The 15,728-nt window shown below is 64.0% G+C and carries 15 protein-coding genes; 7 read left to right on the top strand and 8 right to left on the bottom strand.

The window, feature by feature from the left end:
* Positions 1 to 8 precede the first annotated feature (8 nt).
* From U741_RS0104085 to U741_RS0104050, 8 genes are read right to left on the bottom strand one after another with little or no spacing between them, the layout of a single operon-like run.
* The gene (locus tag U741_RS0104085) at positions 9 to 644 is read right to left on the bottom strand and encodes a UbiX family flavin prenyltransferase (protein WP_052378475.1); all 636 of its coding nucleotides are present in this window, start codon (positions 642 to 644) and stop codon (positions 9 to 11) included.
* On the bottom strand, positions 641 to 2,011 hold the full coding sequence (locus tag U741_RS18205; RefSeq protein ID WP_052378474.1) for an FAD-binding oxidoreductase: 1,371 nt from the start codon (positions 2,009 to 2,011) through the stop codon (positions 641 to 643). The genes U741_RS0104085 and U741_RS18205 overlap by 4 nt, the downstream gene beginning before the upstream one ends.
* Positions 2,008 to 2,250, bottom strand: a complete 243-nt coding sequence (locus U741_RS19480) for a non-oxidative hydroxyarylic acid decarboxylases subunit D (protein ID WP_043110185.1) — start codon at positions 2,248 to 2,250, stop codon at positions 2,008 to 2,010. The genes U741_RS18205 and U741_RS19480 overlap by 4 nt, the downstream gene beginning before the upstream one ends.
* Positions 2,243 to 3,733 (bottom strand): non-oxidative hydroxyarylic acid decarboxylases subunit C, encoded by a 1,491-nt coding sequence (locus tag U741_RS0104070; protein ID WP_052378472.1) that lies wholly within the window; start codon positions 3,731 to 3,733, stop codon positions 2,243 to 2,245. Before U741_RS0104070 ends, U741_RS19480 begins: the two co-directional genes overlap by 8 nt.
* Positions 3,723 to 5,168 (bottom strand): aldehyde dehydrogenase family protein, encoded by a 1,446-nt coding sequence (locus tag U741_RS0104065; protein WP_029889217.1) that lies wholly within the window; start codon positions 5,166 to 5,168, stop codon positions 3,723 to 3,725. The genes U741_RS0104070 and U741_RS0104065 overlap by 11 nt, the downstream gene beginning before the upstream one ends.
* Positions 5,165 to 5,512, bottom strand: a complete 348-nt coding sequence (locus U741_RS0104060) for a c-type cytochrome (RefSeq protein WP_152551486.1) — start codon at positions 5,510 to 5,512, stop codon at positions 5,165 to 5,167. The genes U741_RS0104065 and U741_RS0104060 overlap by 4 nt, the downstream gene beginning before the upstream one ends.
* Complete coding sequence (locus U741_RS0104055; protein ID WP_029889215.1) at positions 5,509 to 7,083, bottom strand: FAD-binding oxidoreductase; 1,575 nt, start codon at positions 7,081 to 7,083, stop codon at positions 5,509 to 5,511. The genes U741_RS0104060 and U741_RS0104055 overlap by 4 nt, the downstream gene beginning before the upstream one ends.
* Complete coding sequence (locus U741_RS0104050; protein WP_029889214.1) at positions 7,083 to 7,664, bottom strand: hypothetical protein; 582 nt, start codon at positions 7,662 to 7,664, stop codon at positions 7,083 to 7,085. The genes U741_RS0104055 and U741_RS0104050 overlap by 1 nt, the downstream gene beginning before the upstream one ends.
* A gap of 251 nt (positions 7,665 to 7,915) precedes the next feature.
* On the opposite strand from U741_RS0104050, the gene U741_RS0104045 reads away from it, so the two are divergent.
* From U741_RS0104045 to U741_RS0104010, 7 genes are all read left to right on the top strand, one after another.
* On the top strand, positions 7,916 to 8,911 hold the full coding sequence (locus U741_RS0104045) for a dihydrodipicolinate synthase family protein (protein ID WP_029889213.1): 996 nt from the start codon (positions 7,916 to 7,918) through the stop codon (positions 8,909 to 8,911).
* Between the two features lie 44 nt (positions 8,912 to 8,955).
* Entirely contained in the window at positions 8,956 to 9,771 is an 816-nt protein-coding gene (hcaB, locus tag U741_RS0104040; protein WP_029889212.1) for a 3-(cis-5,6-dihydroxycyclohexa-1,3-dien-1-yl)propanoate dehydrogenase, read from the top strand.
* A gap of 48 nt (positions 9,772 to 9,819) precedes the next feature.
* Complete coding sequence (gene gstA / locus U741_RS0104035) at positions 9,820 to 10,422, top strand: glutathione transferase GstA (protein ID WP_029889211.1); 603 nt, start codon at positions 9,820 to 9,822, stop codon at positions 10,420 to 10,422.
* Between the two features lie 19 nt (positions 10,423 to 10,441).
* Positions 10,442 to 12,163, top strand: coding sequence for a sigma 54-interacting transcriptional regulator (locus U741_RS0104030; RefSeq protein ID WP_052378470.1), 1,722 nt, complete (start codon positions 10,442 to 10,444; stop codon positions 12,161 to 12,163).
* 502 nt (positions 12,164 to 12,665) lie between these two features.
* A complete protein-coding gene (locus U741_RS19175; protein ID WP_268844383.1) occupies positions 12,666 to 13,349 on the top strand; it encodes a ferritin family protein in 684 nt (227 codons plus the stop codon).
* Positions 13,346 to 14,230: a hypothetical protein gene (locus tag U741_RS19170; protein WP_152551484.1), complete on the top strand. Its 885-nt coding sequence runs from the start codon at positions 13,346 to 13,348 to the stop codon at positions 14,228 to 14,230. The genes U741_RS19175 and U741_RS19170 overlap by 4 nt, the downstream gene beginning before the upstream one ends.
* Before the next feature lie 31 nt (positions 14,231 to 14,261).
* Positions 14,262 to 15,722, top strand: a complete 1,461-nt coding sequence (locus tag U741_RS0104010; RefSeq protein ID WP_029889207.1) for a 2-hydroxymuconic semialdehyde dehydrogenase — start codon at positions 14,262 to 14,264, stop codon at positions 15,720 to 15,722.
* The last annotated feature ends 6 nt before the right edge of the window (positions 15,723 to 15,728 follow it).

Here is a 15,728-nt window from a genome sequence, read left to right as displayed (position 1 = left end):
GCGGCCACTCATCGCTGTGGCGTCGTCGGATCGGCGGGCGCTCGTGTCCCGTTCCAGCGCTTGACCACCGGCAGATGCACGCCGAACTGGTCGAGAATGCGGCCTACCATCTGTGTCGCGACCTCCTCCAGGCTCTGCAAGCCAAGGTAGAACGCAGGCACCGGCGGGAAGACCACGCCCCCGGCCTCGGTCACGGCGACCATGTTGCGCAACTGGATCAGGTTGAGCGGCGCCTCGCGTGGCACCAGCACCAGCCGTCGCCGCTCCTTGAGCGCGACGTCCGCGGCACGCGTGATGAGGTTATCGCTGCTGCCGTGCGCGATCGCCGACAAGGTGTTCATCGAACAGGGCACCACCACCATGCCCTCGGTGCGAAACGACCCGCTGGCGATGGATGAGCCGATATCCTTGTGCGGGTACACGCGGGTCGCCAGTTGCTGGAAAGCCTCGCGCCCCGCGCCCAGTTCCTGCTGCGCCGTGAGCAGAGCCGCTGGCGAGAGCACCACGTGTGTCTCCCACCCCGGCACGCCGTGCATGAGCTGAAGCAGGCGCAGCCCGAGCAGCGCGCCGGAGGCGCCGGTCACCGCGACCACCAGCCGTTTCGGTGCCTCGGTTTCGCCCTCTGCGCTCGAGCTTCGGTTCATGCGAGCGCGGTGGCGAGATGCGAGCGCAGCTTCACGAAGCCCGGGTTGCTGTAGCGATCGATTGCCGCGGGTTGCAGGGCCGGACTGGCCCGCACCACGCCGATGCCCTGCTTGGCCCAGTCGTCGATGAGTCGATGGCCCAGACGCATGGCCGCTTCGACACCACCTTCGTCGAACCCGATGAAGACTTCCGCCAGCAGCGAGCGCCAGGCCGTGCCCTGTTCGATCACGATCCTGCAGCCGCTGCCCTCAGCCGCCTTGTGCGTGCGCCGCACGAACGCGAGCGCGATGTCGCCCTCGATCGGCAGCGCAAAACTCAGGCGCAGCATCCGGTCCTTCGCGGTGTCGAGAAACGACTTGTATACCTTCGAGGGACGACCGGACATCAGCGCCGCGCGTTCTGCCCCGGAGCCCTTGGCATCGGCTCCATCGAGCGCCTGTACCGTCACGCCGCCAAGCTGCGATGCGAGACCGCCGATCATCTTCCACACGGTATCGACGTTCTTCGGCAAACCATAAAGCGCGCCGTAGATGTTCCAGGCGCTTGCTTCACTGCCGCCGGTGAGTGCCCGCTCGCTCTCGCCGTCGACGGCGACGAGCGTATTGGGGACGACCATGTTGATGCGCAGCGAGCGCACCGCCTCCATCGCCTTGACGAACACCTCGTCGCTGTCGATCCGCCACGCGAACGGTCGGTAGACCGGCGGTTCGGGCGAGATCCAGAAACCGACCTTGGTCATCACGGTATGCGCGGTCTGGGTGAAGCTGCCATCGGCGTAAGGCCCAAAACCGTATTTGAACAACTGCCAGCTATTTTCACCGGGCAGCGCGCCCATGCCCGTGCGCAGGAGCGAGCCGTCGGCGTGCATCACCTCCATCCCGCACTGCATCATCAGACGGTCGCCGTACGCGGTGTAGCCGTAACTGCGCTCCCAGATTCCCCCGGCGATGGAGGCGTCGGCGTCGGCGCCGGCGTCGAGCCAGAACTTCAGCCCCTTCTCGGCCAGATGTGCCGCAAGCTGCGCGTGGCTGACGCCAGGTTCCACCAGCGCGAAACCCGAGGGCGCGTCCACCGCCAGGATGCGGTTCATGCGCGACAGCTCCAGCAGCACGGGAACCCCCTTTGCTGCAGGCACGACGAGCGCGTGGCCCGACGCGTTCCAGGCGGTCCATAGCGTTACCCCCGCAGCCTTAGCCGCCGGCAGGATCACCGCGAGTTCTTCGACGCTCGCCGGCCGCACCACCTGATCGGGACGCGGGCCCGGCAGGCCGACCGCCTGATGCAGGATGCTCTTGTCGCTGATCGCCTCCAGTGCGAGCTTCGCTGCACCGAGTCTCTGCGCTAAATTCTCGATAGCCTTGCTCACGGTGCCCCACCTCGGCGTTGCGGTTCGAACAACTGGCGCAGTCGATCCAGATCGACGCCCTTCAATTGCGACCAAGCGGGACGCTTGCGCGGGTCGATGGTGGAGGCAGGCTCGCTATCGCGCCAAGTGAAGGCGCAGTGACCACAGTGCCACACGCCCCAGACCCGCTTGCCCTGCTCGTGGCCCTCATGCACCTGAGTGATGCGCCGCTCTTCACATCGGGGACAGATGTCAGTCACGTTGGCCTCCCTGGTCCTGCATGGTACGCAGACGCCGCATCATCTCTTCGATCTCCGGACCGCCCGGGCGGGTCACGAGGTGCGGATCGGCGCCGAGGTTGTCGGGCGCCATGAAGCTGGTCGCGTCGATGATCAGCCGATGTCCCTTGCCCGGCACTTCCGCCGCCGGATCGATCGGCACCATCGGCATGTTGGGCAGCACGATGATGTCGTTGGCGCGCGTGCGGGTGGACAGCGCCCACATCACCTCGTTGAGATCGAAGGGGTCGACGAAGTCGTCCACCAGAATGATGTTCTTCAGATACATCACGCCGTGAGGCGTGCCCAGCGCACGCATCGCCACGGACTTGGCGAAACCGGACATGCGATTGCGCACGGAGATGATGGCGGTCAGCCCATGCTGGTACATCGCGTTGACGGCCTGCACTTCCGGAAAATCCTTCTTCAGCGCGGCGTAGATCGGCAGCGAGGTAGGCAGGCCGATCAGGGTGTCGTGCTCGGTCCAGCCCCGCCCGATGTAGATGTTCTCGAAGATCGGATTGTGGCGGTGGCTCACCGACGTGACCTTGAACAAGGGGACCTTGCGCACGCCGCTGTAGCTGCCGGGAAACTCGCCGAAGGGTCCCTCGGTCTCGCGCCCGTTGAGCACCATGTCGGCCTCGATCACCATCTCGCTGTCGGCGAGGATGTCAGCGCCGTTGTGAGCATGGGTCAGACGCAGGCGCGAGCCGAGGATCTGCGAGGCGTAGGCGAATTCGGATTCGTCGTAACCCACCGGCGTACCACCGAACAAGGTCATCGCCGGGTGATTGCCGATCATGATCGCGGCGCGCAGCGGCTTGTCGTGCGCTTCCGCCGCCATCATCTGGCGACCACCATCGTGCGCGGGTATCGACAGGATGGTGACGGTGTCCGGCCCCATGACCTGGATGCGGTAGATACCGACGTTCTGTTTGCCGAAATTTTCCGGCTCCAGCGGATCGCGCGTCACGATGCAGGCCTTGGCGATGTAGAAGCCGCCGTCGAATTCGTTGATGCGGTGCAGCGGCAGCAGCTTGTACAGGTTGATGTCGCGATCGACGTGGTTCTCGAACACCGGCGCCTGCTCGCGCGGCACGCGGTCAAGCAGGGGCTTGTCCGAGCCCCAGCGATGTACCATCTCGAAAAACATCTCGCGCACGGTGGCCGTCTTGGGGAACCCGAGCAACACCGCGAGATTCGCAAAGCTGCCGAGCACGTTGGTCGCGACACGATGACCCGGATAGCCATGCACCTTGTCGAATAGCACGGCGGGTCCGCCCGCGACATCGTTGCCAGCCGCAACGGACACGTTGCGGATGTCGGATTCGGGCAGCACCGGGTCGGTCCAGTGCACCATCTGGCCATGCTCGGCGAGCAGGTCGAGAAAATCGCGGAGATTGCCGAGACGGGCTGCGATCACCTTTGCCGCATCGGAGAGTTGGACGACGTTTTCAGTGGGCATGCGCGGCTCCGGGCATCTGGATGGTGACCCACTTCCACTCGGTGCAGTGATCGATATCCGTCACCGCGCCCTCGCGGCCCATGCCGGAATCGCCGACCCCGCCGAACGGTACGTGCGGTTCGTCGTAGAGCGTGGGCGCGTTGACGTGGACCATGCCGGCATGCAGCTGTTGCGAAGCTTTCAGCGCCGATTCGAGGCTGCGCGTGTACACCGCCGCCGAAAGGCCGTAAGCGCTGTCGTTGGCCAGTGCCAGCGCATGATCGAGGTCATCCACCGGATAGACCGCCGTCACCGGGCCGAAGGTCTCCTCGCGATAGCAGGTCATGCCCTCGCGCACGCCGGTGAGGATGGTAGGCCGGCAGCGATTGCCGACCCACTCACCTCCGGTGAGCAGGCGCGCGCCCTTGGCCTGTGCGTCGGCGATGTGATCGCGTATGCGCTGGCGCTGACGCTCGGAGATGATCGGACCGATAACCGTGGATGGTTCGCGCAGCGAGCCCAGGCTTAGAGAGTTTGCGGCAGCGGCAAAACGTTCGAGAAAAGTTTCGTACAGGGGACGCGCGACGAGGATGCGGCTGGCCGCCATGCAGGCCTGTCCCTGGTACAAGAACATACCCATGACCGCACCCGGCACCGCAACATCCAGATCGGCGTCCTCTAGGATCAGCATCGGGTTCTTGCCGCCCAGTTCCAGCAGCGCACGCTTCAGATGCCGGCCACAGAGCTCGGACAGGTGTCTGCCGACGCGGGTGGAGCCGGTGAAGTTGAGCGCCCGCACCTGCGGTGCTTCCACCAGACGATCGCCGATCTCGTGACCGATGCCGGTCAGCAGGTTGAAGGTGCCCGGCGGAAAGCCCGCATCGTGGAACAGCTCGGCGACCTTCGCACCCAGCACCGGCGCTTCCTCGGAGGCCAGCATGACCACCGTGTTACCCGTGGCCAGCGGCCCGGTGCACTGCTTCATCGCCTTGATCAACGGCACGTTGAACGGCGTGATGCAGGCGAACACGCCGAGCGGCTCGCGCACGCTCATGCCGAACCGGCCTGGCGAGTCGGACGGCAAGGTCTGGCCGCAGGCACGCCGCGGCAGGCCAGCCGCGGTGCGCAGGTGACCGATGGCGTACTGGATCTCGAAACGCGCTTTCATCACCGGCGAGCCGATCTCGTCGATCAGCACCTCGGCGAATGCATCCGCCCGCTCCTCCAGCAATTGTGCGGCACGCAGCATCCAGGCTTCGCGCTCACGGGCCAGGGTGTAGCGATAGCCCTGGTACGCGGCGTGGGCTGCGGCCACGGCCGCATCGACATCGGCATCACCCGCCCGCGCGGCGACGGCATATTCCCCGTCGTCCTCCGGACGGCGGTCGACGAAGGTCCGCGCATCCGCAGCGTCTCGCCATTGCCCGCCGATCCACAACTGGGTTCGGATGGTCACTTCGTTTCTCCTGTCTGCGGATGAGGACCGGCGTCCAGATATTCACCCAGTGCCTGCAACTCCGCGTCGCTGAGTTCACCCGGTCGGAACGGCGGCATCATGTTGAGTCCATGCCGGACAATTACGCGCACGAAAGGCACCGGCAGCGCCTCGCGATCCAGCAACGACGCCTGCTGCGGCCAGCGGTCGGCGAGCCGCGCGGTCCCCGGATGCTCCGGGCCACGGTCATGGCAGGCGCTACAGTGCTGGACGTACAAGGCACCACCATCTGGCGCGGCGATCAGGGTCATCGGCGAGGCGCCCAGCGTGCACGCCGCCACCGCTGCCAGCATCGCGCGGGTCAAGACACGGCCCCTGGATGGTGACCCTGGGGCCAGATGCCCATTTTTCCGGGCGACAAAATACCGGCCGGGTCCAGCCGGTCCTTCAGCTTTTGATGGAGCTTCTGCTGCGCGCCGCCATTCCAGTTATAGGTGCCGGCAATCCGGTCCATGAAATCTAGATGCGTGCGGTACTCGCCATAACCCGCGGCGGCGGCGGCGGCAATCAATTCCTCGAACAGCGCATGCGCGCGGCGCTTCTGGTCCTCGTCGCCAAGGTCGTACAGCAGGCAGAAGATGTGGTGCATGTCGCGCCAACCCACCAGCATCTCGCCGATGTAATCGAATCCCGCCTTGTTGCAGCGGTCGCGGATCAGATGGTACTGGCGCATGGCGTCTTCGCCGGTCACCGGCGAGATCGGCGAGAAATCCATGTGCCCGCCGTTGGGAATCCAGTTCATCAGGTTGTATTCGGTCATGTTGGGAACCCCGCGCATGAGCTGCTTGCGGTACTCCCAGGCAATGTCACCGACACGATCCTCATCGAAGTAGATCTTCGCACCGGGGATTGAGACCAGCGCATCGCGGATGACCTCGAGATTGGTCTCCATGATCGGTGGCGGACCGTAGGCCGCGCCGTAGAAGTTCCACACACCGATGCGCAGATCTTCGCGGATCTTTTTGCGGGCCGAGTCCGGCAGAGGCCCTTTGCCGGTGTAGTAGTCTCTTTTCTGCTTCTGAACCGCGGTCTCCCACAGCATCTCCACCGTGGTGGCCGCATTGGGGATGACCATGTTGAGCTTCAACGGTCGCACGCGCTCGGTGATCTCGTGCAGATCATCTTCGCGCTCGTAGGTGATCATGTAGGGCTTGTAGCCCGGTGGTTCAGGCATCAACCAGATGCCGATGCGCGTCACCACGCCAAAATTGGACTGCGTGAACAGGCCGTCGGCCCAGGGCCCCATTCCGTATTTGTACAAGTGCGTGGTGCGGCTACCGGGCAGCGCACCCATCGCGGTCTGGGTCACCGTGCCGTCAGCGAGGACGACTTCCATGCCGCATTGCATGAGCAGGTGATCGCCGTAAGGTGTGTAGCCGGCGCCGTGATCCACGAGGTTTCCGAGCACCCCGCCCCACCCCGGCGCCGCCGGATCGATCCACAGCTTGGAACCGATCTTCTGCAGGTGTCGATACAGATCGAAGTAGCTGACCCCAGGCTCCACCACGGCGTACGCGTGCTTCTCGTTAACCTCGATGATGCGGTTCATGCGCTTTAGATCCAGCACCACAGTGCCGGCAACGCGCGGCGCGGGCCCGCCGTACGCGAAATTCTTGCCGGTGGAGATCGTCCACACGGGCACGCCATGCTGTCTCGCCGCGCGCAACACGGCCTGCACCTGTTCAACGTTGGCCGGCGCCACGGCCGCCGAGGCCTGATGCGCCGCCTTGGGCGTGGTCGCATACTGGTCATGGTATGCGCTCAGGTCCCATTTGGGATCGAGGAACACATAATCGTTGCCGACGACATTCTGGGCGGCAGCCACAAATCCGCGGAACGTTTTCTCGCTGACCCCTGGGGGCAGAATTCCAGCCATCACGCACCCCTCATCGGCCAAGCGAGCAACGAGGCTCGCGCCAATCCGTCCCAGGGCTGCGAACGCAGCCGCAGAGTGCTCCGCTCTGCCAGCGACACGCCCCTCCCCTTGCCCGCCAGACTCATCAGGACCGTGGCGAATTCGTCCTCGGAGCGAGCCTGTGCGAGCACGCCCGACAGCGCAGACGCCAGGACAGCCGGCGCCTCAAGACGATGCACCCCCTGTCCATCCGCGCCATGCAGTCCCTGCACGATCACGCGCCAATGGCTGCCAAGCTGGGTACGCAGCGCAAACACCACCGCGGGTGTGCCGAGCGCCACCAGCGCGGAATGGCCGGCGGCCTGCAATGCGGCACCCTCTACGTGCGCGCTGTCGGCCGCCATGTCCAGGCTCAACGAACGCCGCTCGACCATCGTCTCGGCATCCAGACCGTGTAAGAACATGTCGGCGCGATCAGCGAATAACAGCATCGAGCGCGCACCGCCGCACGACGGTTCCAGCAATCCGGCCCAAGACGGCAGGGCGGCGGCGGCGCACACACCGGCACCACCCATCAGGAAACTGCGACGCGTCGTCATCATTCCTCCATCGCGTGTTAAACCCTAAAGCTCTAGAAGCCTGTCGATCTCGCCGGGCGATCAAACTCACTCGGGAACCAATTATTTTGGAATCCGAGCGTATCCAAGGACTCCATTCATTGTCGTGATAGCCGCTATTCGTGGGCCCGAGTTCACGTACGCTTCCAGGTGAACGAACATATCTTTTTTACAAAAACGTCAATTCAGGGGACGCCGCGTTCGATGACGTCCCCATCGTGACCTGGAGAATAAAGATGGCAAAACGCTTGATGACCGTGGACGAGGTAAAGGGCGCGTGGGCGATCATGCCGACGCCGGCCAAGGCGGATGCGTCGAGTTGGCGCTCCGAAAATACGGTCGATCTGGACGAGACCGCTCGCGTCGTCGAGCAGCTCATCGCCTCCGGCGTCAACGCGATTCTCTCGCTGGGCACCCTAGGCGAGTGTTCGACCCTGAGCTGGGATGAAAAGGCCGCCTTCATGCGCACGATCGTGGAGACGGCGCGTGGACGCATCCCGGTCTTCGGCGGCACTAGTTCTCTGTCCACGCGCGAGACCGTGCGCCAGACGCGCGAGGCACGCAGCATCGGCGTGGACGGCGTCATGGTCGGACCGCCGATGTGGTGTGCGCCGGACGTGCCGACCGCCGTGCAGTTCTTCCGCGACCTCGCCGAGGCCTGCCCGGATACGGCGATCTGCGTGTACGCGAACACCGAGGCCTTCCGCTTCGAGTTTCCGCGTCCGTTCTGGGCGCAGGTGTCCGAATTGCCCCAGGTCATCACCGCGAAGTACATCGGCATTGGCACCTTGCTTCCCGACATCAATGTCAGCCGCAAGCGCATCCGCTTCCTGCCGCTCGATCTCGATTACTACGGCGCGGCACGACTCGATCCCGAATTTTGCACCGCGTTCTGGACCAGCGGCGCGGTGTGCGGACCCAACCCGGTCATGCTTCTGCGCGACGCTGTGGACAAGGCGCGCGGCACCGGCGCAGCGAGCGACTGGGCAGAGGCCCACAAGATCACCGGCATGATCGCGCAGACCTACCAGACTCTGTTCCCGAACGGCTCATTCAAGGAGTTCTCGATGTATAACATCGGCATCGAGAAGGCGCGCATGGATGCCGCCGGCTGGATCAAGGCGGGTCCCTGCCGCCCGCCTTACCACCTGGTTCCTGCGCCCTACCTGGAAGGCGCGCGCGAATCGGGTCGGCGCTGGAAGGTCTTGCATGAGCAGCTCGGCGCCCGCTGAGCGCACCCTGAGATTCGAAAAAAATACAGCGAGGAGAAACGACGATGGGATGGCTCGACAATTCAGTTGCCTTGATTACCGGCGGCGGCTCCGGGCTCGGTCGTGCGCTGGTGGAACGCTTCATCAAGGAGGGCGCGAATGTGGGCGTGCTGGAATCCAACGCGCAGCGCGCCGAGGAGCTGGCCGCCGCGTTCGGCAAGCGCGTGACCGTCACGGTAGGTGACGTGACGCGATACGCCGACAACGTCGGGGCGGTGGAGCAGACCATCGCCAAGTTCGGCCGTCTCGACACCTTCGTCGCCAACGCCGGCATCTTCGACTTCTTCCAGGCGCTCGCGCAGTACGAGGGCGACGCGCTCGCGGCCGCGTTCGACGAGTTGATGGCGGTCAATGTGAAGGGCGGCCTGCTGGGCGCGCGCGCCGCGCTGCCGGAGCTGGTCAAGACCGGCGGCAACATCATCTTCACCATCTCGAACGCCGGCTTCTATCCGGGTGGCGGCGGCCCCGTCTATACCGCGTCCAAGCATGCCATGGTGGGGCTGGTACGCCAGCTCGCGCACGAGCTGGCACCCAAGGTACGCGTGAATGGCGTCGCTCCCGGCGGCATGAAAACCGGGCTCAGCGGCCTGAACGCGACCGGCACCGCCGGACAGAACCTGAGCCAGATCGAAACGCTGGACGACATGCTCATCGGCATCACCCCTCTACGCATGTCCCCGAAACCCGAACAGTACTGTGCGCCTTACGTGCTGCTCGCCTCGAAGGAGAATTCCGCGCCTACCACCGGCACCATCATCAACACCGACGGCGGTCTGGGTGCGCGCGGTATCGTCAACGTCTGCGGCGGCGAGAGTCTCTGAGCACCAGAACTCCCGTAGCCACTTCAACGCTTCAATAAGGAGAAAGCGATGAAACTGTTTTATTTCCCGGGAGCCTGCTCGCTGTCGCCGCATATCGTGCTGCGCGAGGTTGGCGCCAAGTTCGACCTGGTCAAGGTGGACCTTGCCGCAAAGAAGACCGACACGGGCGACGACTTCCTGCGCATCAACCCGCGCGGCTATGTGCCGGCGCTGCAGCTCGACGACGGCTCGGTCATCGTCGAGGGCCCGGCCATCGTGCAATACCTCGCGGATCAGAATCCCTCCGCAGGCCTGGCACCGGCGGCCACCGACCGCAAACGCTATGACCTGCAGAGCTGGCTGACCTTCATCGGCACCGAAGTGCACAAGCAGTTCTCGCCGCTGTTCAACCCGAACTCGGCCGACGCGACGAAAGCGGCGAGCGTGCAGGCGCTCAAGGGACGCTTCGCCTACCTTGAAAATGAGCTGGGCGCGCGCCCGTACCTGATGGGCGACAAATACACCGTCGCCGACGCCTACCTGTTCGTGGTGCTGAGTTGGGCCGGCTACGTGAAGCTGGAATTGAGCACCAACCTTCAGGCCTACCAGGGCCGTATCGCCACGCGCCCGGCCGTGCAGGCCGCACTGAAAGCGGAAGGCCTGGCAGGATAAGTGTTGGGTGAGCGACTCGATGGTGTCTGATAAAATCAAATCCCTGCCCATCAAGGCAACGGCGGACGCGGGCACCATCGAGAAATTCAATCTGCGTGCGCGCCTGCGTTTCGACCTCGACGCTGGCAGCATCTGGCTGGACGAGCAGCGCATGCTGCTGATGCACGCCAAGGCCTTTGGCGCACTGCGCAAGGAGCTGTACTCCACGCTCGGCGCGCAGCGCGCACAGGGCGTGCTATTACGCATGGGATACGTTTCCGGTCTGCATCACGCGCGTGTGGCGCAGGCGCTCTCGTCCGAAGGTGAAGCGTTCGATGTCTACCGTATCGGTCCGACCCTGCACGAGTTCGAAGGACTTGTGAAAGTCCAGATTCAAGAATATCGCGCCGACCCGGGCGGTGAGTTCTTCTGCAACGCCACGCTCACCAACTCCTGGGAAGCCGAATCGCACCTGGAGCATTTCGGCCACGGAGAAGACTGCGCCTGCTGGAGTCTGGTGGGCTATGCGTCCGGGTTCACGACGCACCTGCTTGGCCGCGAGGTGGTTTTTCGCGAAACTGAGTGCGTCGCCCAAGGCCATGACCGCTGCACGCTGGTCGGCCGCGCCGCCGAGGCCTGGGACGAAGATCCTTACCTTGCCCATTTTCGCGCGCAGAACATTGAGCATGAGTTCCGTCAGATGGAGCACGAGCTTGAACAGCTTCGATACGAACTGGGCCGGCGCTGCGATCCTCAGGCCAGTATTGTCGGCAGTGCCCCTTTGTTTCGCGCAGCGCTGCGCCTGCTCGAACAAGCGGCCAACAGCGCGATCAATGTGCTGCTTCTCGGCGAGACCGGTGTCGGTAAAGAGTTGTTCGCACGATGGCTGCACGACAACGGCCCGCGGGCATCGAAGCCTTTCGTGGCGGTGAACTGCTCAGCCATCCCACAGGAGCTGATCGAGTCTGAATTGTTCGGTGTGCGCAAGGGTGCGTTCACTGGCGCCACCGAATCGCGTCCGGGTCGATTCGAACGCGCCGACGGCGGTACGCTATTCCTCGACGAGGTGGGCGATCTCTCTGCGTCGGCACAGGCGAAGCTGCTGCGTGTGCTGCAGACCGGAGAGGTCGAGCGAGTTGGAGACGATCACGTGCGCAAGACGGATGTGCGCCTCGTATCGGCCACCAATGTGGACCTGCAGCACGCCATCGCGGAGGGTCACTTCCGTGCGGACCTCTACTATCGGCTCGCGACGTATCCCATCGCCATCCCGCCGCTGCGCCAACGCCGCGGTGACCTCGCGTCACTGGCCAAAGTGCTAATTGCGAAGTACGAGCCGGTCTACAACAAGAAGACTTTGGGCCTCAGTACCGGCGCACTTCAGGCGCTCATGGCCCACTCTTGGCCAGGTAACGTACGCGAGCTGGAGAACATGATCGAGCGCGGCCTGCTGCTGGCACCAAATGGCGGCGAAATCGAAGTCGGGCATCTGTTCACCGATGTGCCTCCTCAGCCCAGCACTCACATCGGCGTAGACAACGACGGTGCCCTACAGGCCAGCGAAGCACAAGGGCGTCAGCAGTTGATCTGCGAAGGCTTTGATCTGTACGCGCACGAGGCGGCCCTCCTTCAGATTGCGGTAGAGCGTGCCGACGGCAATCTGGCTCGGGCCGCGAGGCTGCTGGGGATCACGCGGCGACAGCTTGCTTATCGCCTTGAGCGCAAGCGCCACAAGGGAGCGGTGTCGGCGCCCAATTCGTAAGCGTGGTTGAAACGGCTGACGAAATCGGCACCCACTGCGATTATCTCGCGCACGGTTTCTACCGAAGCCCTCTGTTTGCATTGACATTCTTCAGCTGGCACGCCCCCTGCATGGCAAGCAGTGCATCACGGCCCTGAATCCGGGGTCAAACATAAAATTAGCGCTAACGGAGACATGAGATGAACCCTCGAACAACTGAATGGTTCTCCCGCATACTGGTCGCTCTGAACCGTCCAACCGATGCAGTAGCGGCAGTGCAGGATCATCTACCCCAAACCTTGAGATCGGGCTCCTGCGCTGACGTCCAGGAACCGCAACGTGCCAAGCGCAAACCCGTGGATCCTGCGCGACATATCATGTGGCCCATTTAAGATCGACTCGCTTACAGCCTTGGTCAGTGGACGCATTCCCACAAACGAGCACGTCGGCGGTTAGCCCTCGGCGATTCGGCAGACGAACACGGTTGGACTTGCCGCTTTTGGCAACCTCTCTTTTGGTCGAGATGCTTGCACCGAGCCCCACAACGGACTGGCACAGGATTGTATTAGGCTGCGCCACCCTTTCACCATCAACGAGGACGTCAATCGCCGCCGTGTGGGTGCCGCTGCGCCACGTCGGTTGGGCTGCCAGCCTGAGTGCGACAGGCCTGACACTGTCCGAATCGATTCGCCACCCATTAACCCGAAGCATCGAGGTCGGCATCTTGCATTTGCATCGAGCACGGTTCATTTCAGCGGTGGGCTGGGCGCTGGGTGGCGCTGAAGCGTTGCGCTCTGCACAGGGCGCCTGGCTAGATCATCCAGCTTGGCAGGGCCTGCGTCGATATACAGAGGACGCCTTGGCGCTGAGCGATCCGAGTGAGCGTGCGTTTGCATTGAGCGTAATGCTCGATGGACTCCTGTGGCCGCAGCTCGGCGGCGACGCGCTGCGTCGTTTTGGCGGAGACGAGGCCGTCATGCTGGCTGAGTATTTGGATGCACTCATCGAGCCCAGCACGACGGACCATCCGATTCGCGTGAACACCGCCACCCTTGCAGAATGGGCTACAAGGGCCGCCAGCGCGTCGCTACCGGTGATCGAGCAGGTCTGGGGCCGTGAGACCGACCAGAGGCTGGGCGCGGCGATGGAAAAGCTCGCGGTCTGGGTGCTGCCCGACGGGGAAGCACTCGCCATGAGGCACGCATGAACCTCGAACGCGAAACGCTGGCTGACCGACCCGCACCGGACTTTTCCGACTTGATGCGCAATCTGGCTTGGGCGCCGGGCTATCACGATGCCGACGCATGGTTTGCTCCTGCATCTGCAGCCGAGGAGGGCATCGTGATTCACGAGACCTACGGGTGGCCGACCACCCTCGCCGGAGTCGGATTCGGAGCAGCGACGTCACCGGCTTCCGGTCACACTGCGTCCGCAAATGCCACTGCCGAACTGAAGCCCCCGGTTGCACGAGGGGTTTTGCGCGACCTGCTGGACGCGAAGGCCGGCCGCCTCGTACGCGGCTATCTGGCCGTCGGCCGCACCCTACCTAACGCGCACGTACTGTGCTGCGCTCTCGCTGCCGACTCAAACCGGCTAATCGGGCATTACGCCTCCGCCACCGACTCAACGTCCACGAGGAAAGCGACGGACTTGCGCGCTCCGGCCCGACGCTTCTGGCGCCGAGCCATGGCCTGTGGGCCGTTCGAATTCCTGGTCGTGATCGGCTTTCTCTTTGAAACCTTGCTGGCGGAGCGGTTCGAACACTGGCAGATGCATTCTCTCGCAGCCTGGACCAGTCACCGTGCAACGCTTGGGCGGGACGTGCTGCACTTCATCCCCGCGCAGGATCCGTCGAACCGTGTGGCCGTTCAGTCCTGGCTGAATCGGGGGGCCGCGCGCTGTGGGGATCTGTTCGATTGCGCCGATGAGTTTTTTTTTGCAGCCCGCCCCGACGCGGTCGGCACCCAGAGTGCGCGTCGTCGGAGCCCATTGTCCGCCCTGAACGCCTCGCTTGCTGACCTCGAGCCCCATGGGATCAACCTGCCCGCAAGCACTGCGACGCGATCGCGCTTGCGCGCGCGCGCCTGAGTCAAGTCTCCCACTCATTTCCTCGAAATCTATGGAACCCAAACAGTTCAGGCATTTCGTCAACGGCGAATTCGTCGGTAGCACGAAGACCTTCGAGAAGCGTCGGCCGACCGACAATGCGCTGATCGGCCACGTCCACGAGGGCGGCCAGGCCGAGGTCGATGCGGCGGTCGCCGCCGGCAAGGCGGCGATGAAAGGTCCGTGGAGCACGATGAGCGTCGAGCAGCGGGTAGATCTGCTCCACAAGGTTGCGGACGAGATCACGCGCCGCTTTGAGGATTTCGTTATTGCCGAGCGCGACGACATCGGTCAGCCTCGCTCGATGCTCGAGCACGTCGCGATTCCGCGTGGCGCGGCGAACTTCAAGACCTTTGCCGACATGGTGAAGAACGTGCCGACCGAGTCCTTCCTGACGCCGACGCCGGACGGCGCGGGAGCATTGAACTACGCGATCCGCGTGCCAAAAGGCGTGATCGGTGTGGTCTGCCCCTGGAACATGCCGCTGCTGCTGATGACCTGGAAAGTCGGGCCGGCGTTGGCCTGCGGCAACACGGTCGTCGTGAAGCCGTCGGAGGAAACGCCGGGCACAGCGACCTTGCTCGGCGAGGTCATGAACGCGGTCGGCGTGCCCAAGGGCGTCTACAACGTGGTGCACGGCTTCGGCCCGAATAGCGCGGGCGAGTTCCTGACCAAGCACAAGAACGTCGCCGCGATCACCTTCACCGGCGAGACCCGCACGGGCGCGGCAATCATGCGTGCGGCGTCCGACGGCATCCGCGACGTGAGCTTCGAGCTGGGCGGCAAGAACGCCGGCATCGTGTTCGCCGATTGTGATTTCGACAAGGCCGTCGAGGGTATCGCTCGCGCGGCCTTCCTGAACTGCGGGCAGGTCTGTCTCGGCACCGAGCGCGTGTATGTCGAGCGGCCGATCTTCGACAAGTTCGTCGCCGCGCTGAAAGTGAAAGCCGAGTCGATCAAGCCCGGCGCGCCGGACGAAAAGAGCACCGGCCTCGGCCCGCTGATTTCCGCCGAGCATCAGCGCAAGGTGCTCTCGTACTACGAAAAGGCGAAGGCCGAAGGCGCGAACATCGTCACCGGCGGCTCTGTGCCGCAGATGCCCGGCGAGCTGGCGAACGGGCACTGGGTGCAGCCGACGATCTGGACCGGCCTGCCGGAAACCGCGAGCGTGATCCGCGAAGAAATCTTCGGGCCCTGCTGCCACATCGCGCCCTTCGATTCCGAGGACGAGGTCATCGCCAAGGCCAACGACACCGATTACGGTCTCTCAACCACGATCTGGACGACGAATCTTTCGCGCGCGCATCGCGTCGCCGCGCAGATCGAGGTCGGCATTACCTGGATCAATAGCTGGTTCCTGCGCGACCTGCGCACGCCCTTCGGCGGCAGCAAGCAATCCGGCATCGGCCGCGAGGGCGGCGTGCATTCGCTGGAGTTCTACACCGAGCAGCGCAACATCTGCGTAAAGCTCTAAACACGA

It is taken from the genome of Polycyclovorans algicola TG408 (genome assembly GCF_000711245.1).
In the GTDB taxonomy this organism is placed as follows: Bacteria; Pseudomonadota; Gammaproteobacteria; order Nevskiales; family Nevskiaceae; genus Polycyclovorans; species Polycyclovorans algicola.
Note: the sequence above shows the minus strand (reverse complement) of the source record. Positions and strands in the feature narration are given on the sequence as shown.